Raw genomic sequence first — 17,464 nt, 5'->3', positions numbered from 1 at the left:
GCTGATCATCAACGGCTCGGCTAACGTAAAGGAGGCTCGGTGGTGGGGATCGCTGACGCAAGAGTCCTCAATGACTTGAGGCACTTCACTCCCGAGGAAGCTGCTGGATTCCTTCCCGTTTCTTCAAAGACGCTCCGAAAGTGGGTGTACGAGCGTAGAGTGCCGCACCACAAGCTGGGCGGAAACACGTCCTTCAGCGTGGCCGACATCCGCGCGATGTGCGCGCTGGCAGCAGTGGCGCCACTCCCAGCTTTCGCGGAGGCAAGCGAATCCGAAGCGGGCGACGCCGATGAACCTGCGGGACCCCCGGGAACAGTGCCGACATACCTCACCGTGGATGAGGCTGCGGAGATTCTTCGATGCAGCGCCCAGTGGCTGCGTGACGGCGTAAATCACCGGGGGCTTCCTCATGCTCGCTTGGGGCGTCTCATCTTCACCCAGGAGGACATCGCAGAGATCTACAGGATGCATCGAGTGCCGGCACGACCTGCACGTGGACACAGGGCCCGAGGTCGTCGACCGTGAAGTCGAAACGGAAGGTACCCGCTGCAACCGGTCCGCCGCTGATTCCCTCAGGCCCCCTCGGCGAACTTCGACGCTGGTCCCCACAAGAGGTCATTGATCTGCGGGTGGTCCCGTATACCAGCGTCCGCACCCTCAAGGAGAAGTGCTACCTGCGCGAGCTCCACCACCACAACGACGGCGGTCGGATTACCTTTACTCTCGAAGATCTACGGAAGAACGCCGAGCAGGGTTTCGTTCAAACGTACCGCAGACCTTGAGGTGAAGCACCCTTTGCTGAAGCCTCCGGCGGCGATTCCATCGCCGTGTTCCCAGCATCAGGCGTCATGGGTGAGTTCAGGCGCACGAAAAGCCCCGCCGCAGGAGAGTTTCGGCGGGTCTTTTCGTTTCGGGTTTCGTTACACCTGGTGCGTCTTGGCCCAGTCGACGAGCCCGTACCAGGCGGCTGGCGCCAGGGCCACCCGCGGCCCCAGAGGGCGTTTCGAGTCCCGGACGAGGATCCCGTCAACCGGGGTTGCCACCTCGACGCAGTTCCCGGTTTCGGTGTAGCTCGACTTCACCCAGACCAGAGGGTGCTCTCCACCTTTACGCACAGCTCTCTCCTTGCTGTATCGATCGCTTCCAACGACGCGGCAGGGCCGAGGGCGTTGGTTCGCAGGTGATCGTAAGCGGCAGTGAAGACGGCGATGTCGTCCGCGCGCGTGGAAACGACCGACCCGGCCAGCGTCTCCGTGAACACCGCCCGCTGGCTGCCGACCTGGTACATGGTGAAGCCGCCTGCGATGCCTGGGTGCATGGCCACCGCGGCGGGCAGTACCTGCAGCGTGACGGATGGGCGGAGTGCGGCGACGTTCAGCAGGTGCTCCAACTGCTCCAGGAGCACCGCCTCCCCGCCGAGGGGGGATGTGAGCGCGGCTTCTCCGACGATGAACCAGGCCCGCCGGTCCGCCGCGTGTCCGAGGCTGTCGATGCGCCGCATGCGGAGGTCGGCTCGCTCGGCGACTTCCTCTATGGGCAGCGCGGGCGTGGTGGCCTGGATGGCGGAGACGGCGTACTGGTAGGTCTGCAGCATGCCAGGCACCATGAGCGGCTGCCAGGACTGGATGTGCCGTGCGGCGTCCTCCAGGTCGATCAGCCGTTGGATGTGTTCCTCGAGGGAGTCGGCCGGCGCGGCGCGCCACCAGCCGGCCTTTGAGGGGTCTCTGGTGCCGCGGAGAATGTCTGCGGCTTCCTTCCGGGTGGTCATCGGCTCTCTTCCGATGGGCACTTGATGTTCCGTCAACGCTACTCCCGGTGTGTAAGTGATCACAGCTACTCGTTCGGGTTGGGGTGGCCCTGACGCTTCCTGACAGTCAGGGCGGGTGTCAGGCGGCCTGACGCTCATCCCTTAGGCCCGCGGGGTGTCAGGGGGGCTGACACTCGCGTCTGACACCTCCTGACGCCCCCTGACACTCGGCCTGACAGTGTCCGGAATGCCCGGATCGCACCCCTGCTCGCGCTCTGCTCGGGCCGGATCGTGGATCTTCGCGAGCAGGCTCCGAGCAGCCGCCGAGCAGAACCTGACCTGCGGTCGAGCAGGTCGAGCAGAGCGCGAGCAGGGGTGCGATCCGGGCATATCGGGCCGGACAGTGCCCCGGTATGTCCTGGAACGCGGGGTGGACAGCCCCCGGACAGCGCCACCCTCCACCCGGACAGCGGCCGGGGCCTGTCCGGGGTACAGTCCAGGACGTACCGGGGCACTGTCCGGGGGCTGTCCACCCGGCAGGCACCCGGTTTGCACCCGGCGGAACCCCGGCGGGCCGCCGGCTTGAGGCTCTGCCTCCGCCGGGTCTGCGTCGGGGTCTTGCCGGGTGCCTGCCGGGTCGGTGTACACGCGCGAGCGCGCAGGGGCGCGTTGGCCGCGGATGGCTCACGGTCGACGGCTTGAGCCGAGCCGTTGAGCCATCCGCACACCCGCACATGTGCGCACACCGCACACCTCGAATCCCCACGTCGCGGGACGTGTGCGGTACCCGGCACGCTTCGGGGCACACCGAAGCGCCCCGCCTACCGTCCCCGGTGGAGTTCGGGGGCGGGCGCCGGGGCGCCAGGGAGGAACGTCAGCCGGCGGTGATGGCGGCCAGCTGGTCGCGCATCTTCTGCAGGCGGGCCGTGTAGTCGGCCAGCTGCGCGAGCAGGGCATCCGCCTCCGCCACGTCCAGCTCAGCGACGCGGTCTGCCGGGTGGTCGTCGAGCTCGAGGTTGATGACTGCGGCCGCCTCGCCCGGCGTCGGCACTTCGTACTCGACGAGGTGTGCGGTCAGCTGCGGGACGATGGCCTGCTCGTCGGGCGCGGAGCAGTCGGCCGGCGGGACGACCCGGATACGGCCGCTGCGGTGGAAGACGTCCTCGAGAGGGGCGCTGCCGTGGTCAACGGCGCACCAGGCGGGACAGGTGTACGTCTTCATCGGATGTCCTCCGGGTTCACGCGGTGGGCGGCGATCCACTCGTCACGGCGTTCGTTGACGTCGCGAAGCAGGCCGGCGTTCGGGCAGGGCCGGAGGACGGAGCGGCTGTCGCAGTCCTCGCAGCAGAGCGTGCAGTACTGGGGGGCGAACGGGTCGTCGGCGCTGTACGTCCACGCGTGGCCGCGGGAGTCGGCGACGAGGGGGCTGGGGTCGACCCACACGTGCCGCCGGCCGGGAACGTGCGAGCGGACCAGGACGGGCGGGAGGGGCATCACTTGCGATGCCGCCTGCGGAGTCTGCATGCCGGTCATCGCCCGAAGCCCTCGTCGAGGCACGGGCCCGAGCAGAGCGCCCGGAGCTCGTCCAGCTGGAGCGGGTCGGGCGACGGGTTGCCCGCGACGTGCCTCGCCAGGAAGCCGATGCGGTCGAGGGTGGCCGGTCGGGGCATTTGCCATGCGGCCTGCGGTCGAGTCGTCGTCACGCCCGTCACCGACCCTTCGGGTAGGCGCGGTCGATGGCCCGGTACTCGGCCTGTACGCGGTCCCGGCACGGGCCCGGCGGCTCGTACTCAAGGAACTCGACGAGGAGGTTCTCACTCTCCTGCAGCCGCAGAAAGCCGCTCATGGCGAACTGCAGCTCCACGGACTCCCGGATGAACTCGACGGACCAGCTGTCGGGGTGCTCCTCGTATCCGCTGCAGGCGTCATCCAGGGCGACGGCGAGCATGTCTCGGGTCACCGCGACCGGCAGGGTGAGCACAGCCCGGATGTCGTATCCGGGGTCAGTGGCCCCGCTCACCTCCGCTGCGGGCATCGGCTCGGGCATGGGGGGCAGCGGGATCCGGGTTCCGTCGTACAGAGTGTGGATGGACATGGTTCTTCCTCCTGGGGTGGAACCGTGGGGCCGGTCCGGGATGCGACCCCGGGCCGGCCGTTCTCGTCTTGCGGTGATCGCTTTGCGGGTGTCCGCAGAGTGATGGCTCTCAATGCCCCCAAGGGCTTGGGGGGCTTGGGGGTAAAGGCTCGGAGGCCCTGTGAGTATTGGGCGGGCGGCCTACGGGGGATTGGGCTCGGCGGCCTTGGGAGGCTTGGGGGTAGAGGGCTGTCGCCCAATACCCGCACGGGCTGTAGGTCGCTTCCCGTCTGGCCGGGGAGGGGTCGGGTGAGATGTGGAAGACGCTGCGGGAACGTCGCCCCGGAAGCGCCTTGATTTGGATCGCACGCTGGGCGTTGTCACGGTGTGACCCCCGGCGTAACCCGGGCCGTGACACCCCCGGCCGGCAGCCGCCGGACCTGCGTGACCACCGTTACCCCGGCCGTGACCCTTTTGGGATTCGACCTGCCCGTTCTCCCCCTCGAAGGAGAGGGAGGATTTGGGTCGCACGCTGGGCTAACGTGTGGCCTGGTCGCCCACCTGGCCGTCGTGCACGGCACGCTGCAGGAGGCACCGACACAGCCGCGCCCCGTGCCGGTCCCCGGCCCGCTCGGCGGCGGCCAGGCCCTCGAACGCGGCCCGCAGGGACGGAACCTGCGGAACACCCGCCCGACCGATCGCAGCGGCCTCCGTGGGCCGGCGCACTACCGCGGTGCCCATCACGCGCCACCCTCCTGGATCGCCCGCAGCTGCTCCCGCAGCGGCAGGAGCGTGTGCAGGGCGTAGCCCGTGAGGGCCGAGGCCAGGTCCCACAGGCCGGCCGCGTCGAACTCAGGGTGCTCCCCGTCGATCTCGACGACGACCGACACGTCCCGGCTGCCGTGCTCCGCAAACGGGAACTGCTGCAGGTTCGCCTTCAGGAACTCCACCCGGGCGCCCTCCGGGGTGGTCACCGCTGCGGCGTACTCGACGCCGTCGTGGCGGATCCCCGACCGGTGGTTGCCGTCCACGTGGACAGCCACGCACCAGTCCGGCTCGACGAACTCGACGGGACCGTGGTCCAGGGTCTGCACCGTCACGGCGCGGGCGGCGCTCACCGGTGCGAGGAAAGGCGGTTGGCGAGCAGCTGGCGCGTGGACTGCTCGCGCTGGAACTGCGTCAGCCGGCGGTCGAAGTTCAGCGTCATCGACCCGTCCGCGTTCACGACCGCGTTCTCGACGTACACCTCGGGGTCGGGGCTGTCGACCTCGACGACCGTCGCCTCGAAGACCCGCAGCAGGTACCAGACGGGCATCGTCGCGACGTCGTCATGGACCAGGCCGGACCACTTCCCCTCGGGGGCCATTCCGCGGGAGGCGTAGTAGGCCGCGTGCTGCTCCGTGCGCGCCTCCGCCAACCGCTCCGCCAGGCGTCCCAGCTTCACCAGGTGCGAGCGGACCCGCCGGATCTCCGCATGCAGCTCGGCCGCCGTCAGGTAGCCCGTGGACTCCCCGTCGCCCTCCGACGGCACCAGGGCCGCGTGCGGCCGGTCGGAATCCCCGTCGTTCGCGTAGGGCCACTGCTCGATCCGGACGCACAGGAGCTGGATGGTGGTGCCGTCGGCGAGCGTGAAGGGCAGCGACACCTTGTCGCCGTGGTGCTGGAGCTCTCCGGGGAACAGGCCGCGCTCGATGTCGTCGGCGTGGTCGAGGACGCACCAGGACGGGCAGGGGACGGCCATGAAGCCGCCGCCGGCGAGCGGGATGGTGATGGTGCGGTCGTTCGTCTGGGGGGCCGCCGCCGGGGCGTCAGCCTCGGCGGGCTTGACGCGGGCAGCTACGGTGTTGGACATGGTTCGACTCCCTTTGCGGAGGGGTTCGGATCGCAGGCCCCGGACAGGCGTTGACGCGCCTACCGGGGCCGTCCTCGTTTCCGAGGCGATAGTGCCATCTTAGACCCGAGCGTGCCTATCGTGCAACACCCTGCTCGCGTCGCAGTACACATGCGGTACACATCAGGACCCGATATCAATCGATGCCACAAGATTGGGTGCGATGCGAAACCAGCAGGTCAGGGCCCTGCGGTGAGCTGCGGGCAGGTCAAGCGTTCGAGTCTCTTGACCTTGTAATGCGTAGGTCGTCGGTTCGAATCCGACAGGGGGCTCCGGAAAGGCCCAGGACAGATCGCCTCTGACCTGGGCCTTTGTGATTCTACGGCGGCGGCTCGATACGTCCGGCGCGAAGTTTCGGTTATGCGCGGGCCGGCCGCTCCGTCTTCTCTCCATGAGGGCGCCACCGCCTCCTCGACGCCCGGCCGCACGCGACGGTCCGCCGCTGCGCCTGAGCCCGCGTCCCACCGTGTCCCCGGAGAGATCCATGCGCACATCCCGCTCCGCCCGCATCGCGCTCGCCACCACCACCGTCGGAGCCGTCACCGTTGCGGCGATGTCGTTGACGGCCGCTCAGGCCACCGTGGCAGCGAAGCCGTACAAGGGGCTGCCGAGCGGCACCAGCAGGCCACCCGCAGACCGGTGACGTCCACGTCGTCTTCGACGGCGGCGCCCCGCAGCTCGTGAAGTCCTACCGGGCGGACACCAACGGTTTCGAGAGGTTGACCGGTTGAACAGGGGAGCTCCATCAGGCGACGCGACGGCGGCCCCGACGCTGCTGCGCGCCGAACGCCCCACCGGCTGGCCAGGCAGCCGACCAGTGACAAGCCCCGGCCGCCCGCGTTCACCCGCAGCTCGTAGGGGCCCGGAGCGTGGTGTCAGGGCTGCGGGGGAGTGGCGGTGTTGGCGGCCGCGGTGGCGTTGTGTACGCAGTCGCGGAGCAGGGTTCGGCGGCGGGCGTGCACGGCCTCCGGTTCCTGGTTGCTGGCCGCGTAGACGTTGCTGACCGGTGACCAGGCCATGGACATGGCGATGACCACGGCCATGATGTCGAACGGGTCGCCCGCGCGCACCCGGCCGGCCTTCTGGGCCTCGGTGATGGCGCCGAGCTTGTGGTCCTCGTAGTGCTGGTGGGTCTCGACGAGGTGTCCGGCCGGGCGGCGTTCCAGGCGTGTCCAGGTCGCCAGCCGGATGAGGTCGGGGCGGCGCAGGTATTCGTCGTAGAGGCGGACAGCCCAGTCGGCGAGGTCGTCGGCATTGATGGGCACGACGTCGGTGATGCGCTCCAGCGAGCTGAGGAAGATCGCGTCGAAGAGCCGTTCCTTGTCGCCGAAGTAGGCGTAGAGCTGCGCCTTGTTCGTGCGCGCCGCGGCCACGATGCGGTCGATGCGCGCCCCGGCGATGCCGTACCGGGCGAACTCCTCGGTGGCGGCGTCCAGGATGCGCTGGTAGGTCGCGGCGCCTCGCGCGGTCTGGGGTTGTTCCGGCATGCCGGGATGCTACCAAACAGAACAGTTGGTTTGCCTTTGGGGGGTGGTCGCCCTTACGCTCAAACAGACAGAACAGTCTGTTTAAAGGAGTCGCCTCATGCGAACGACCACCGGATGGCAGGCGGCCGGCCCGTCGAGGATGCGCCGCACCTCGCTCCGGCGCCGCGACCTGCGCGCGGACGACATCGCATTGCGGGTGGACTTCTGCGGCGTGTGCCATACCGATCTGCACGCCCTGAGCGATCACGAGCAGCACACGGAAGCGCCCCTGGTTCCCGGCCACGAGTTCACCGGCGTGGTGACCGGGACTGGAAGGGGGGTGACCGCCTTCTCGGTGGGCGACCCGGTCGCGGTCGGCAATATTGTCGACTCCTGCGGTGTGTGCGCCATGTGCGAGGCCGGACAGGAGAACTTCTGTCACTCCTTCCCGACGCTGACCTACGGCGGCACCGACCGGCAGGACGGGTCGACCACCTTGGGCGGGTACTCCCGCGAGTACGTCGTGCGCGAGGCGTTTGCCTATCCGCTTCCCGCCGGCCTCGACCCGGCGGCGGCCGCCCCGCTGATGTGCGCCGGGATCACCGTCTGGGAACCGCTCCGCGCCCTCGGCGTCGGCCCCGGCACCCGTGTCGGGGTCGTCGGACTCGGCGGGCTGGGGCACCTCGCGGTCAAGATGGCCGTCGCCCTCGGCGCCACCACGACCGTCATCAGCCGCACCCGTGACAAGAGCGACGACGCCCGCGAGCTCGGCGCCCATGACCTCATCGCGTCCTCCGACACCCGGCGCATGGGCGCGGCGCGCGACACCTTCGACGTCGTCCTCGACACCGTCTCCGTCCCGCACGATCTCGCCCCCTGTCTGCAACTGGTGGCAATGGACGGCACCCTCAGCCTCCTCGGGTACCTGGGCCCCGTCACGGTCGAGGCCATGCACCTGCTCGTGGGACGCAAGAAGCTCAGCTCCGGGGGCAGTGGAGGCCGCCCGGCGACGGCCGAGATGCTGCGGTTCTGCGCCGACAACGGCATCACGGCCGATGTCGAAGTGCTCCCGTCGTCCCAGGTGGACACGGCTATCGACCGTCTCCGGAGGAACGACGTCCGCTACCGCTTCGTACTGGACCTGTCCGACCTGGACTGACCGGCGGCGGTGAGCGCCGGCCGGCCCCTCCGAAGGGGGATCGTTCACGGGACAGCCCTCAGCGGGGCGGGTGCATGTCCTTCGCAGCATGCAGATGTCCGGCGAAGCCGAGCAGGGGGGCTTCGCGGGCGGGCGCGCCGCCGGTGACCTCGGCGAGCAGGAGGTCGTGGTCGCCGACCCGCCGGCGCTCCAGCACCCGGCAGGACATGTGCGCGAGGGAGCCGTGCAGCAGCGGGGCGCCGCTGAGCGGGTCCCGGGCCCAGGCGATCCCCGCGAACTGGGCGTCTCCTGAGGGGCGCTCGGGGTCCGCGAAGCGCTTCGCGAGGGCGCTCTGGCCCGCGGACAGCACGTTCACGGAGAACGTCCCGGCGCGGAGGACCAGACGGGTGAACACGGACGCGGGGCGCAGGGACACCCCGATGATCAGCGGCTCCCGGGAGACGGCGACGACGGAGCTGGCGGTGGTGCCGTGCCGGGTACCGGGACCGCCGTCGACGGTCAGCACGGTCACCGCGGAGGTGAGGCGGCGCAGCGCCCCGCGGGCCGCGGCCGGGTCCCCGTACCCGTCCGCGGGGGCGGACGGCGGGTCCTTTGGGCCGGTGCGCCGGTGCGGGATGTCTCGGGTGGCCGGCGGCCCGGCCGGGTTCTCGGTGTACATATGCCTTCCAGTGACTGTGTTGCGGCAGGAGAGGAGGCCCCTAGGAAGGGCCGGCCGGAGCTCCCGTACGTCCCCGGAGGGAGGCTGCGACCAGTGCCTGGACGTGCACCTCCACGGTGTCGACGACCGCCGGGGAGAGGTGTTCGGCGGGAGGGAGGAGCAGGCCGAGTTCGGTGCAGGCGAGGATGAGCCCGTCCGCGCCCTCGCCCCGCAGCCGCTTCCGCAGGCCCGCGAAGGCGACCGCCGCCCGGTCGCTGACGGTGCCCCGGCACAGTTCGTCGTAGATGATGTGGTCGATGAGCCGCTGGTCCGCGGCGCCGGGCAGGACCGGCTCGATGCCCCGGGCGGCCAGTGCGCCGTCGAACAGCCCGTCCTGCGCGGTGAACCGGGTGCCGAGGACCGCCGCCCGGGTGATACCGCGCCGGCGGGTGGCCTCGGCCGTGACCTCGACGATGTCGATCAGGGGCAGCTCACAGGCCGTACGGACGGCCCCGGAGACCCGGTGCATGGTGTTGCAGGCTATGGCCACCATGTCCGCGCCGGCCGCCGCCAGCCGCCGGGCGCCCGCGGCGAGCAGCGCGCCGGCTCCTTCCCAGTCCCCGGCCAGCTGGCGACGCTCCACCTCGGCGTAGTCCTGCGACCAGATCACCACGCGGGCCGAGTGCGATCCGCCGAGGGCCTTCCCGATGCCTTCGTTGAGAGCGCGGTAGTAGGTGAGGGTGGAAGGCCAGCTCATCCCTCCGAGCAGGCCGATGACCGCCGGTTCGTCGGCAGGGCTCATGCCGCGGCCCTCCTGAGCCTGGCGAACGCCTCGGGCTCGATCGAGCCGAAGCACCGGTCGTCCCCGCACGGCATGGCATGGCGCCGCAGCTGGTCGCGAAGGTCCTCGACGACGGGCGAGGTGTGGCCGGAGAGATGCCCCGAGCGCAGTTCGAACACGGCGACGGCATCCTGTTGCCGCTGCCGTCCGTCCGGGCGGTCGCCGAGGGAGAGGACTGCCAGCGCCTCGCCGGGCGGCGGGCTCCCCGGCCACGGGGCGTCCGGCGCGAGGAGCACGACCCTGGTGCGGTGCGAGCCGTCCGCGAGGCTGACGGTCAGCGCACCCGGTGCCCCGGGCGGCTCCTCCCAGTCGGCCCGGCAGCCCTTCCAGACGAGCTCGGCGCGCCAGCCGCGCAGGACGCCGAGGACTGCCTCGCGGGCCCGGTCGTCGCCGACGGGCCGCAGATCGAGCTCCTTCTTCACCCGGGCGGGAACTCCGCCCGCGAGCACCCCGCCGGGGAGCGGGGCGGTGACGACGGACCCGGCCGCGACCACGGTCCCCTCCCCGACATGGGCGCCCGGCAGCAGGGTCACGTGGTATCCGAGCCAGACGTCGCGCGCGACGCGGACCGGGGCGTAGGCGGGTTCGGTGCCGTTGAGGGGCCCGTGTCCGAAGTGGTAGCCGTGGGTCCATACCGCCAGGTAGGAGCCCGTGCCGACGCCGTCCCCCAGGGTGATCTCGTGGTTCGCGTTGAGGATGGTGTGCTGGCCGATCGTGACCCGGTCCCCGATGCGCACCCGGGCCGTCGAGGTCGTGGTCCCGCCGTAGCCGACGCGCGCGCCGTCGCCGAAGTAGAAGAGCCGGCCCGCGGTGAACTCCCGGCACAGCACCTGTACATCGGGCGCGATGCGCGAGGCGCCGCCCACGGCGAACCGCTCCGCGACCAGCAGGCGTACGCGGGGGCCGATCTCGGTGCCGGGGCCCAGGTCCAGCGTGTCCGCCCGCAGGTCGCAGCCGGGGCCGATGACTGTGCCGTCGCCGAGTACGACGTCGTCGCCCACGATGGTGGTCCCGGCGCCGATCCGTACGTCCTCACCCACGGTGAGCCGTCCGGCGTGGATGCGTACGCCGGGGCCCGTGCGGCACGAGTCCGGCAGCCGCCCGGGGTCGATGAGCGGCAGGGCGGCGGACTTCTCGGTGGTCGATGTCATGTCAGAGCCAGCTTTCGGGGAGGTCCAGGAGTGCGCGCTGCCGGGCGAAGCGGTCGACGTCGGGGTCGGCACCCGCGCGCCCCGCGCGTGCCGCGGCCACGGTGGTCTCGGGAGGCCGCGCGAGATCGCGCAGGTACGGCCAGCCGTCGGTGAATTCGCGGGCGAACTTCTCGTCGGGCCAGCTGGGGCCGCTGTCGGTCAGGAGCGGGTTGACGCTCAGCGGGCGACCCGGCACGGCACCGGTCAGCCGCCCGGGGGTGGGCGGAGCCTTCGCCGCCCGGCAGACGAAGCCGAGCGCCGCCGTCTCGCGCAGCCGCTCACCGCGGACCGGCGCGGCCGTACGGCCGCGCAGAGCCGCTTCGGTGAGGGCGTCGTCGTCGTAGCAGTGGTCGGGGGAGAGCGCTTCGAGGTATGCCTCGGTGGTCAGGGGGCGGCCCGCGGAGTGGTTGTCGCGCGAGGCGTTGTGGACGTGGCCCAGCAGGACCGGACCGGTTCCGCTCACGCGCAGCAGCTCCGACCGCACGTGCTGCTTGTCGCGGAAGTAGTGGAAGCTGTCGTGGCTCAGGGCCGCCCCGGCGGCGCCGTCCGCGAGGGGGAAGGCCCCGTCGGCGTCGAAGCAGACCAGCCGGGCCGCGGGCGCGCAGAAGGTCCGGGCCAGCCACAGGTGGGAGAAGACCAGGTCGGAGCCGATGGCGGGGCCCGAGCGTTCGGTCCAGGTGCGCAGGAAGTGTCCGGCTCCGCAGCCGATCTCGAAGAGGGTGGCGCCGGTCGGGACGTGCGCATCCAGCAGGGCGAGCCCGCTGAGGTACGTCGGCTGGCACCAGCGGTGCAGGAAATAGGGGGCGAGACCGCCGTAGCCGAGCCCGGCCATGGCCGCGGCGGCTGTCGTGGCACCGGTGGCCACCGCGAGCGCCGCGGCGGGGTCGGCCGGCGGAACGGTGTCGTCCTTGCGGTCGCACAGCAGCAGGGCGAGGGCCCGGTCGAGATGGCCCGCCCGGATGGCGTCGACGGCCTGTGCGCGCAGTGCGTCGCGTCCCGTACGCAGGTACGGGATGCCGTCCGGACAGGGCCACAGCGAGTCGCCGTCGGTGAGGACGTGCGGCTCGGCCCAGCTGAGCGGGCCTCCTGTCGTGGGGCTGCGCAGGAGCGCGCGGAACTGCTCGGCCAGGGGTTCCGGGGGGCGGCGCGTGCTCATACGGAGATCTCCAGCAGGGCGAAGGGGAGCAGCACGCCGGCTCCGTTGGTCAGTACGGGGGCGCCGTCCAGCGTGGCGCGGCGCGTGCTCAGCGGGTCGTGCGGGGCATGCGGGACGCTCGCCGGCGGCTGGTAGTCGTGGAACCGGTGGCGCAGTCCTCGCGCGGTGAGACGGTCCGCGAACGCGGCGCGGGAGTGCACGTTCCAGCCGGGGAGCCAGGTGCCGCCCCCTTCGCCGTCGGCCTGCCGCAGGCGGACCAGCACGTCGACGGGGTGGGGGTTGAACGGGCCGAACAGCAGGGCGCGGCCGCCGGGTTCGACGAGGTCCAGGACGTGGTCCAGCCAGGGATCGGGGGAGTCGAAGTGGCTGTGCAGGGTGAGCAGGGTGACCGCGCTGTACCGCCGGGCGGGCAGGGTCTCGGCCCGGCCCACGTCGCCCACGGCGAAGCCGGCCCCAGGGACGTGGCGTGCCGCGTGCTCCACGAGCGCGGGCAGGGCGTCGATTCCCGCGAGCCGGACGTCCGGATGGCGGTCCGCCAGATGGTGCAGGAAGGCCCCGTTGGCGCAGCCGATGTCGAGCAGGGAGGCTCCGGGACGGTCCAGTACCTCACGCAAGTGGTCGGCGACGAACGGGAAGTAGGGCCGCTGGTGCTCGGCGGGCGGACGCTCCAGGTACCGCAGGTCCAGCGACCGGGTGCCGGTGCCGACGGCCGGCAGGCCGTTGTCGCGCGCGTGCGGGTGGGAGGGAGCGCTCATGCGGCACCGTCCAGCGGTGCGCCGTGTGTACGGTGCGCGCCGGTGGGCGCCGGGTACGTGCGGTGGCCCAGGAGGGCGGAGCCCACCCGCAGATGGGTCGCACCGGCCGCGACGGCTTCCTCCAGGTCGCCGCTCATGCCGGCCGACACGGTCGTGGCCTGCGGATGGTCCGTCCGCAGCCGGTCGGCGAGTGAGGCCAGCCGGGCGAAGGCCGGCCCGGCCGGTCCGGTGAGCGGGGCGACCGCCATGACGCCGGACAGGCGCAGGCCGGGGGCGTCCGCCACCGCTTCGGCGAGGGCTTCGATCCCCTCGGCCGGCACCCCACCGCGGCGCGGGTCCCCGTCGAGGCTCACCTGGAGCAGGCAGGACACCGTGCGACCGGCTTTCTGGGCTCCTCGGGAGAGGGCTGTCACCAGTCCGGGACGGTCCACCGAGTGGACGAGGCCGGCGTAACGGGCCACCGAGGCGGCCTTGTTGCGCTGCAGCGAGCCGACGAAGTGCCATTGCGGCGGCTCGGCGAGATCGGCCAGTTCGGCGGCCTTGGCCGCCGCTTCCCGGTCGTGGTTCTCGCCCATGTGCCCGACGCCGAGCCCGTGCAGGAGGCGGGCGTCCGACGCGGGCCAGGTCTTGGTGACGGCCACCAGGGTGATGTCACGCGGATCGCGGGCGCAGGCGGCCGCCGCTGCCTTGATGCGGGCGGTGACGGCCCTCAGGCCGGCTTCCAGTTCGGCCCGGCGCGGGGCGGCCCGGAGGGCGGTGGGGTGGTCGGCCGTGGTGGTCACGGGTTCGTCCCTTTCGTGCGGAGGGTGGATGCCGGGCGGCTGTGGCGCAGGCGGGAGAGCCTTCGCACCGCTTCGTCGAGCACGGCCTCCTGTTTGCAGAACGTGAACCGGACATAGGGGCGGCCCGCGTCCGGATCGGTGTGGAAGACCTGGTGGGGGATGGCCGCGACGCCGCAGCGGGCGGGCAGGGAGCGGCAGAACTCCAGGCCGTCCCGCTCGCCCAACGGGCGGATGTCGGCGGTCACGAAGTAGGTGCCGCGTGGGGCGTGCGCGAGGAGACCGGCGTCGTTCAGTCCGTCCACGAGCAGGTCGCGGCGGCGCCTGAGCGAGTCGAGCAGCCCGGTGAAGTGCGCGGCGGGCAGCCGCAGGGCGTCCGCGACCGCGTACTGGAAGGGGGTCGCGGAGGCGAACGACAGGTACTGCTTGACCGCGGTGACCGCTTCGACCAGATCGCGGGGGCCGGTGGCCCAGCCGACCTTCCAGCCGGTGAAGGAGAAGGTCTTGCCGGCTGATCCGATGGTCAGGGTTCGCTCCGCCATGCCGGGCAAGGTGGCCAGGGGCTGGTGCGGCGGCCCCTCGTACACCAGGTGTTCGTACACCTCGTCGGAGATGACCAGCAGGTCGTGGGCCACGGCCGTTTCCGCGATCTGCCGCAGGGACGCGGGGGGCAGCACCGACCCGGTCGGATTGTGCGGAGTGTTGACGAGCAGGACCTTCGTCCGCGGGGTCACGGCGCGGCGCAGAGCCGCCGGATCCAGGGTGAAGGCGGGCGCGTCGAGCCGGACGGGCACCAGGGTGGCCCCCGCCAGCGCGACGCAGGCCGCGTAGGCGTCGTAGTACGGCTCCAGGACGACGACTTCGTCCCCGGGGCCGGTCAGCGCCAGCAGGGCGGCCGCCAGCGCCTCGGAGGCGCCGGTGGTCACGACGACCTCCCGGGCGGGGTCCAGGTCGATCCCGTACCAGGTTCGCTGGTGGTCGGCGACGGCGCGCCGCAGCTGCGGCAGTCCGGGAACCGGCGGGTACTGGTGGTGTCCGGCGCGCAGGGCGGCGATCGCGGACTCGACCACGGGCGCGGGCCCCGGGGTGTCCGGAAAGCCCTGGCCGAGGTTGATCGCGCCGTACCGGGCGGCCCGTTCCGACATCTCCGTGAACACGGTGGGGCCGGTGTCCGCGAGCCGGACCCTGCGGGGCCGTACCCGACCCGTCACCGGACGCTCCGGACGGCGTCCGCGACGGCGAGCATCCGGGCTCCCGTGGCGCTGCGGCTCTCATGGGTCTGCGCTTGTACGAGGTGGAAGGCGGCCTCCGCCAGCAGCCGGGCCGGCAGGGAACCGGTAGCGGCGGAGGCGCCGCCGCCGGCCGCGACGCAGGCGGTGGCGGCCCGGCCGGCCAGCTCCAGTGCCGCGGCCCTGACCGCGAGGCGCTCGTCCGCCGCCTCATGGGCCGGTACCTCGTCCATCAGCCGGTAGGCGGTGGCGCGCAGGGCGCCCGCCTCGGCAGCGATGCCCAGGCCCAGTTCGCGGTACTCGGCACCCTGCCCGGAGTCGGTCAGGCAGGCGGTGGCGGCGGCGAGGGTGCCGAACACGCCGGGATTGACGTTCGGACGGCGCTCGGCGTCGAGGCGGCGCCAGTCGGCTCCCGGGTGCAGGGCGATCAGCCGGCCGGGCCCGACGCGGGCGCCGTCCAGCCGCGCCGACACCGTGCCGGTCGCCGTCATGCTCCACAGCCGGTGCGGGCGCACGGCGGTGAGCCCGGCCCGTTCGTCGCAGTCCAGCAGGGCGAACAGGACATCGTCGTCGGCGGTGACCGCGCCCACGAGGACCACGTCGGCGATGGCCCAGCCGGTCAGCCAGGCGAGGCGGCCGTGCAGCCGCCACCCCTGCCCGTCGCGGACGGCGGTGACGGCCGGCGGGCCGGGCCTGCGCAGGTGCGAGGTCGCGACGGCGGCGAGGACCCGGCCGTCCGTCATGGGTGCGAGCCAGCGGTCACGGACCCCGGCGTCGGCGCAGCCCGCCACCTCCCGCAGCGGGTGGTGGTGCTGGGCGAAGACGCACCAGGTCGCGCCGTCCGCCGCGGCGATCGACTCCGAGACCTCACGCTGTACCTGCGCCGCTGTGTGGGGTCCGGCGGGCCGGTACACCGCGGTGCCCAGGGCGCCCGCCGAGCCCAGGGCGCTGAGATGGGAGCGCGGCACGCGTCCCGCGGCGGTCGTGGCGGCGGCGGGGGCCAGCAGCGACCGGGCCAGCTCCCGGGTGCGGACGACCACCGGGTCGGCGGGCGCGTGAGGGGACTGCGGCGCGCTGTGCGGCGCCGTGGGAGCCGCGAGTGCGGAGTCGGTCATCGGGGGTCCGCCGGCCCGGTCGCGGAGGCGTCCAGCCAGGAGATCCCGCCGGCCCTGCGGTAGGCGACGTGGGCGGGCCACTCCCGGTCGTCGTCCCAGACCCCGTGGTTGTCCAGGACCAACAGCGGCTGCTCGCGCGGCTCGTCGAGGAGGGAGAGGTACGGCTCGCCGCGGAACTCCGGGTGGTCGGGCACGACGAGGACGGTGGACGCCTCCCGGAAGGCGCGGGCCAGATCGGTGGCGGCCGTGCCGGGGCCGAGCAGGGCCTCGATCTCCTCGGCGCTGTACATCGGGTCGTGGACGCTGAACTCCGTTCCCAGCCGCCGCAGTTCCTCGGTGATCCGCACGGTGGGGCTGAGCGTGGCCACCTTGATCCCTCCCTTGTAGGCGAGCCCGAGGACCAGCACCGGGCCCCTGGGCGCGATCGCCTCGGCGACCAGGCCGCGCATCCGCATGTCGGTGTCCACCGCCTCGCTGAGCAGGGACAGCCGCGAGGCGTCGGCCGCGCCGCGCAGCAGGTACCGGCTGGACAGCGGGATGCAGTAGCCGCCGGTGCCGAAACTCGGGTGGAAGGTTCCGATGTTCCACTTGGTGCCGGCCAGCCGCAGCACCTCCACCATGTCCACGTGGGAGTAGGCGAGGCTGAGCTGGTTGGCGAGGGTGATCTCCACATGGCGGTAGGCATTCTCCACGCACTTCACGAGCTCGCCTTCTATGTGGCTGGGAGCGCGGTGCAGCGTGTCGCACATCAGCCCGAGGACGTCCCGGGCGGCGTCGGCGGAGCGCGCCGCCACGCCGCAGTAGATCCGGTCGAGGTCGCGCAGCCCGTACCCCTCGGCCAGGAACCAGTCACGCCGCGGGGCGAGGGCGAGCAGCAGGTCGGTGTCGGGTGCGAGGCCGGCGGAGGCGATGATCGGGAGCAGCAGCTCCTCGACCGTGCCGGGGGTCAGCGTCGACTCGACGATCACCAGCGGCGGACGGTCCGGCCGCCGGGCGGCGGTGTCGGCGACGATGGCGGAGAACACCTCGACCAACGCCCCGGAGAAAGGTTCCGCCTCGCGTTCGGTGGGCACGGCGACGAAGTGCACGGCGACGTTCTCGGCCAGGGCGAGGGCCTGGTCCGAGGTCACCCGGGCGGCGGGTCCGGCCGGTCCGGACGCGACGGCGCGGCGCTGCTCGGCCCGGGCGGGATCGATGTCGTACCCGACGACGGCGACGCCCTCGGCACGGAGCGCTTCGACCGTGGACCATCCGATGTGGCCGAGGCCCCAGACGCAGGCCGTGGTGCGTCCGGCCACCAGGTCGGCCCGGTAGTCGGGGTGGGGCGCGGGGACGGCCGGGGCGGCCGGGACGGTGGCCGGTGCGGGCGGGGCCCAAGAGGTCTCGGTGGTCAGTGATGTCACGGCGGTGACTCCCTCGGTGTGA

At 72.1% G+C, this 17,464-nt stretch carries 21 protein-coding genes; 3 read left to right on the top strand and 18 right to left on the bottom strand.

Features of this window, described 5'->3' with window-relative positions:
* Nucleotides 1-39: 39 nt before the first annotated feature.
* The gene (locus ABZ873_RS15585) at nucleotides 40-525 is read left to right on the top strand and encodes a helix-turn-helix domain-containing protein (protein ID WP_360871067.1); all 486 of its coding nucleotides are present in this window, start codon (nucleotides 40-42) and stop codon (nucleotides 523-525) included.
* A 395-nt stretch (nucleotides 526-920) separates the two neighbouring features.
* Here the strand turns inward: ABZ873_RS15585 and ABZ873_RS15580 are convergent, their stop codons facing one another.
* From ABZ873_RS15580 to ABZ873_RS15545, 8 genes are all read right to left on the bottom strand, one after another.
* Nucleotides 921-1,043 (bottom strand): DUF397 domain-containing protein, encoded by a 123-nt coding sequence (locus ABZ873_RS15580; protein ID WP_360871217.1) that lies wholly within the window; start codon nucleotides 1,041-1,043, stop codon nucleotides 921-923.
* A gap of 35 nt (nucleotides 1,044-1,078) precedes the next feature.
* Nucleotides 1,079-1,768 carry a DUF5753 domain-containing protein gene (locus tag ABZ873_RS15575; RefSeq protein WP_360871064.1) on the bottom strand — a complete coding sequence of 230 codons (690 nt, stop codon included), beginning with the start codon at nucleotides 1,766-1,768 and terminating at the stop codon, nucleotides 1,079-1,081.
* Between the two features lie 853 nt (nucleotides 1,769-2,621).
* The gene (locus tag ABZ873_RS15570) at nucleotides 2,622-2,969 is read right to left on the bottom strand and encodes a hypothetical protein (RefSeq protein WP_360871061.1); all 348 of its coding nucleotides are present in this window, start codon (nucleotides 2,967-2,969) and stop codon (nucleotides 2,622-2,624) included.
* The gene (locus ABZ873_RS15565) at nucleotides 2,966-3,241 is read right to left on the bottom strand and encodes a hypothetical protein (RefSeq protein ID WP_360871058.1); all 276 of its coding nucleotides are present in this window, start codon (nucleotides 3,239-3,241) and stop codon (nucleotides 2,966-2,968) included. Before ABZ873_RS15565 ends, ABZ873_RS15570 begins: the two co-directional genes overlap by 4 nt.
* Nucleotides 3,242-3,276: 35 nt before the next feature.
* Nucleotides 3,277-3,450, bottom strand: coding sequence for a hypothetical protein (locus ABZ873_RS15560; RefSeq protein ID WP_360871055.1), 174 nt, complete (start codon nucleotides 3,448-3,450; stop codon nucleotides 3,277-3,279).
* Nucleotides 3,451-3,455: 5 nt separating this feature from the next.
* Nucleotides 3,456-3,842 carry a hypothetical protein gene (locus ABZ873_RS15555; protein ID WP_360871052.1) on the bottom strand — a complete coding sequence of 129 codons (387 nt, stop codon included), beginning with the start codon at nucleotides 3,840-3,842 and terminating at the stop codon, nucleotides 3,456-3,458.
* A gap of 719 nt (nucleotides 3,843-4,561) precedes the next feature.
* Complete coding sequence (locus ABZ873_RS15550) at nucleotides 4,562-4,939, bottom strand: hypothetical protein (protein ID WP_360871049.1); 378 nt, start codon at nucleotides 4,937-4,939, stop codon at nucleotides 4,562-4,564.
* Nucleotides 4,936-5,673, bottom strand: coding sequence for a hypothetical protein (locus ABZ873_RS15545; RefSeq protein ID WP_360871046.1), 738 nt, complete (start codon nucleotides 5,671-5,673; stop codon nucleotides 4,936-4,938). Before ABZ873_RS15545 ends, ABZ873_RS15550 begins: the two co-directional genes overlap by 4 nt.
* Before the next feature lie 523 nt (nucleotides 5,674-6,196).
* Between ABZ873_RS15545 and ABZ873_RS15540 the strand changes: the two genes are divergently transcribed.
* On the top strand, nucleotides 6,197-6,355 hold the full coding sequence (locus ABZ873_RS15540) for a hypothetical protein (RefSeq protein WP_360871044.1): 159 nt from the start codon (nucleotides 6,197-6,199) through the stop codon (nucleotides 6,353-6,355).
* A gap of 232 nt (nucleotides 6,356-6,587) precedes the next feature.
* Here the strand turns inward: ABZ873_RS15540 and ABZ873_RS15535 are convergent, their stop codons facing one another.
* The gene (locus ABZ873_RS15535) at nucleotides 6,588-7,199 is read right to left on the bottom strand and encodes a TetR family transcriptional regulator (RefSeq protein ID WP_360871041.1); all 612 of its coding nucleotides are present in this window, start codon (nucleotides 7,197-7,199) and stop codon (nucleotides 6,588-6,590) included.
* A 97-nt stretch (nucleotides 7,200-7,296) separates the two neighbouring features.
* Between ABZ873_RS15535 and ABZ873_RS15530 the strand changes: the two genes are divergently transcribed.
* Nucleotides 7,297-8,337 (top strand): NAD(P)-dependent alcohol dehydrogenase, encoded by a 1,041-nt coding sequence (locus ABZ873_RS15530; protein ID WP_360871038.1) that lies wholly within the window; start codon nucleotides 7,297-7,299, stop codon nucleotides 8,335-8,337.
* 58 nt (nucleotides 8,338-8,395) lie between these two features.
* Here the strand turns inward: ABZ873_RS15530 and ABZ873_RS15525 are convergent, their stop codons facing one another.
* The 9 genes from ABZ873_RS15525 to ABZ873_RS15485 are packed head-to-tail and all read right to left on the bottom strand — an operon-like array spanning nucleotide 8,396 to nucleotide 17,442.
* On the bottom strand, nucleotides 8,396-8,995 hold the full coding sequence (locus ABZ873_RS15525) for a flavin reductase family protein (RefSeq protein WP_360871035.1): 600 nt from the start codon (nucleotides 8,993-8,995) through the stop codon (nucleotides 8,396-8,398).
* Between the two features lie 40 nt (nucleotides 8,996-9,035).
* Complete coding sequence (locus ABZ873_RS15520; protein ID WP_360871032.1) at nucleotides 9,036-9,776, bottom strand: amino acid racemase; 741 nt, start codon at nucleotides 9,774-9,776, stop codon at nucleotides 9,036-9,038.
* A complete protein-coding gene (locus ABZ873_RS15515; RefSeq protein ID WP_360871029.1) occupies nucleotides 9,773-10,966 on the bottom strand; it encodes a DapH/DapD/GlmU-related protein in 1,194 nt (397 codons plus the stop codon). The genes ABZ873_RS15520 and ABZ873_RS15515 overlap by 4 nt, the downstream gene beginning before the upstream one ends.
* A 1-nt stretch (nucleotide 10,967) precedes the next feature.
* Entirely contained in the window at nucleotides 10,968-12,161 is a 1,194-nt protein-coding gene (locus ABZ873_RS15510; protein ID WP_360871027.1) for a methyltransferase domain-containing protein, read from the bottom strand.
* On the bottom strand, nucleotides 12,158-12,916 hold the full coding sequence (locus ABZ873_RS15505; protein WP_360871024.1) for a class I SAM-dependent methyltransferase: 759 nt from the start codon (nucleotides 12,914-12,916) through the stop codon (nucleotides 12,158-12,160). The genes ABZ873_RS15510 and ABZ873_RS15505 overlap by 4 nt, the downstream gene beginning before the upstream one ends.
* Nucleotides 12,913-13,698: a YggS family pyridoxal phosphate-dependent enzyme gene (locus tag ABZ873_RS15500; protein ID WP_360871021.1), complete on the bottom strand. Its 786-nt coding sequence runs from the start codon at nucleotides 13,696-13,698 to the stop codon at nucleotides 12,913-12,915. The genes ABZ873_RS15505 and ABZ873_RS15500 overlap by 4 nt, the downstream gene beginning before the upstream one ends.
* Nucleotides 13,695-14,906: a pyridoxal phosphate-dependent aminotransferase gene (locus tag ABZ873_RS15495; RefSeq protein ID WP_360871018.1), complete on the bottom strand. Its 1,212-nt coding sequence runs from the start codon at nucleotides 14,904-14,906 to the stop codon at nucleotides 13,695-13,697. The genes ABZ873_RS15500 and ABZ873_RS15495 overlap by 4 nt, the downstream gene beginning before the upstream one ends.
* Entirely contained in the window at nucleotides 14,903-16,039 is a 1,137-nt protein-coding gene (locus tag ABZ873_RS15490) for an acyl-CoA dehydrogenase family protein (protein WP_360871015.1), read from the bottom strand. The genes ABZ873_RS15495 and ABZ873_RS15490 overlap by 4 nt, the downstream gene beginning before the upstream one ends.
* Nucleotides 16,036-17,442 carry a UDP binding domain-containing protein gene (locus ABZ873_RS15485; RefSeq protein ID WP_360871012.1) on the bottom strand — a complete coding sequence of 469 codons (1,407 nt, stop codon included), beginning with the start codon at nucleotides 17,440-17,442 and terminating at the stop codon, nucleotides 16,036-16,038. Before ABZ873_RS15485 ends, ABZ873_RS15490 begins: the two co-directional genes overlap by 4 nt.
* Nucleotides 17,443-17,464 lie beyond the last annotated feature (22 nt).

The organism is Streptomyces sp. NPDC047014, assembly GCF_040644195.1.
Lineage (GTDB): Bacteria > Actinomycetota > Actinomycetes > Streptomycetales > Streptomycetaceae > Streptomyces.
The sequence above is the reverse complement of the archived record's forward strand: the minus strand, read 5'-3'. Positions and strand labels throughout refer to the sequence as shown.

What these genes read in the sequence shown, in the direction of transcription:
- ABZ873_RS15515 (WP_360871029.1), bottom strand. Translation starts at nt 10,966, where the DNA reads ATGACATCGACCACCGAGAAGTCCGCCGCCCTGCCGCTCATCGACCCC.
- ABZ873_RS15525 (WP_360871035.1), bottom strand. Translation starts at nt 8,995, where the DNA reads ATGTACACCGAGAACCCGGCCGGGCCGCCGGCCACCCGAGACATCCCG.
- ABZ873_RS15540 (WP_360871044.1), top strand. Translation starts at nt 6,197, where the DNA reads ATGCGCACATCCCGCTCCGCCCGCATCGCGCTCGCCACCACCACCGTC.
- ABZ873_RS15555 (WP_360871052.1), bottom strand. Translation starts at nt 3,842, where the DNA reads ATGTCCATCCACACTCTGTACGACGGAACCCGGATCCCGCTGCCCCCC.
- ABZ873_RS15565 (WP_360871058.1), bottom strand. Translation starts at nt 3,241, where the DNA reads ATGCCCCTCCCGCCCGTCCTGGTCCGCTCGCACGTTCCCGGCCGGCGG.
- ABZ873_RS15545 (WP_360871046.1), bottom strand. Translation starts at nt 5,673, where the DNA reads ATGTCCAACACCGTAGCTGCCCGCGTCAAGCCCGCCGAGGCTGACGCC.
- ABZ873_RS15570 (WP_360871061.1), bottom strand. Translation starts at nt 2,969, where the DNA reads ATGAAGACGTACACCTGTCCCGCCTGGTGCGCCGTTGACCACGGCAGC.
- ABZ873_RS15505 (WP_360871024.1), bottom strand. Translation starts at nt 12,916, where the DNA reads ATGAGCGCTCCCTCCCACCCGCACGCGCGCGACAACGGCCTGCCGGCC.
- ABZ873_RS15530 (WP_360871038.1), top strand. Translation starts at nt 7,297, where the DNA reads ATGCGAACGACCACCGGATGGCAGGCGGCCGGCCCGTCGAGGATGCGC.
- ABZ873_RS15510 (WP_360871027.1), bottom strand. Translation starts at nt 12,161, where the DNA reads ATGAGCACGCGCCGCCCCCCGGAACCCCTGGCCGAGCAGTTCCGCGCG.
- ABZ873_RS15520 (WP_360871032.1), bottom strand. Translation starts at nt 9,776, where the DNA reads ATGAGCCCTGCCGACGAACCGGCGGTCATCGGCCTGCTCGGAGGGATG.
- ABZ873_RS15490 (WP_360871015.1), bottom strand. Translation starts at nt 16,039, where the DNA reads ATGACCGACTCCGCACTCGCGGCTCCCACGGCGCCGCACAGCGCGCCG.
- ABZ873_RS15535 (WP_360871041.1), bottom strand. Translation starts at nt 7,199, where the DNA reads ATGCCGGAACAACCCCAGACCGCGCGAGGCGCCGCGACCTACCAGCGC.
- ABZ873_RS15575 (WP_360871064.1), bottom strand. Translation starts at nt 1,768, where the DNA reads ATGACCACCCGGAAGGAAGCCGCAGACATTCTCCGCGGCACCAGAGAC.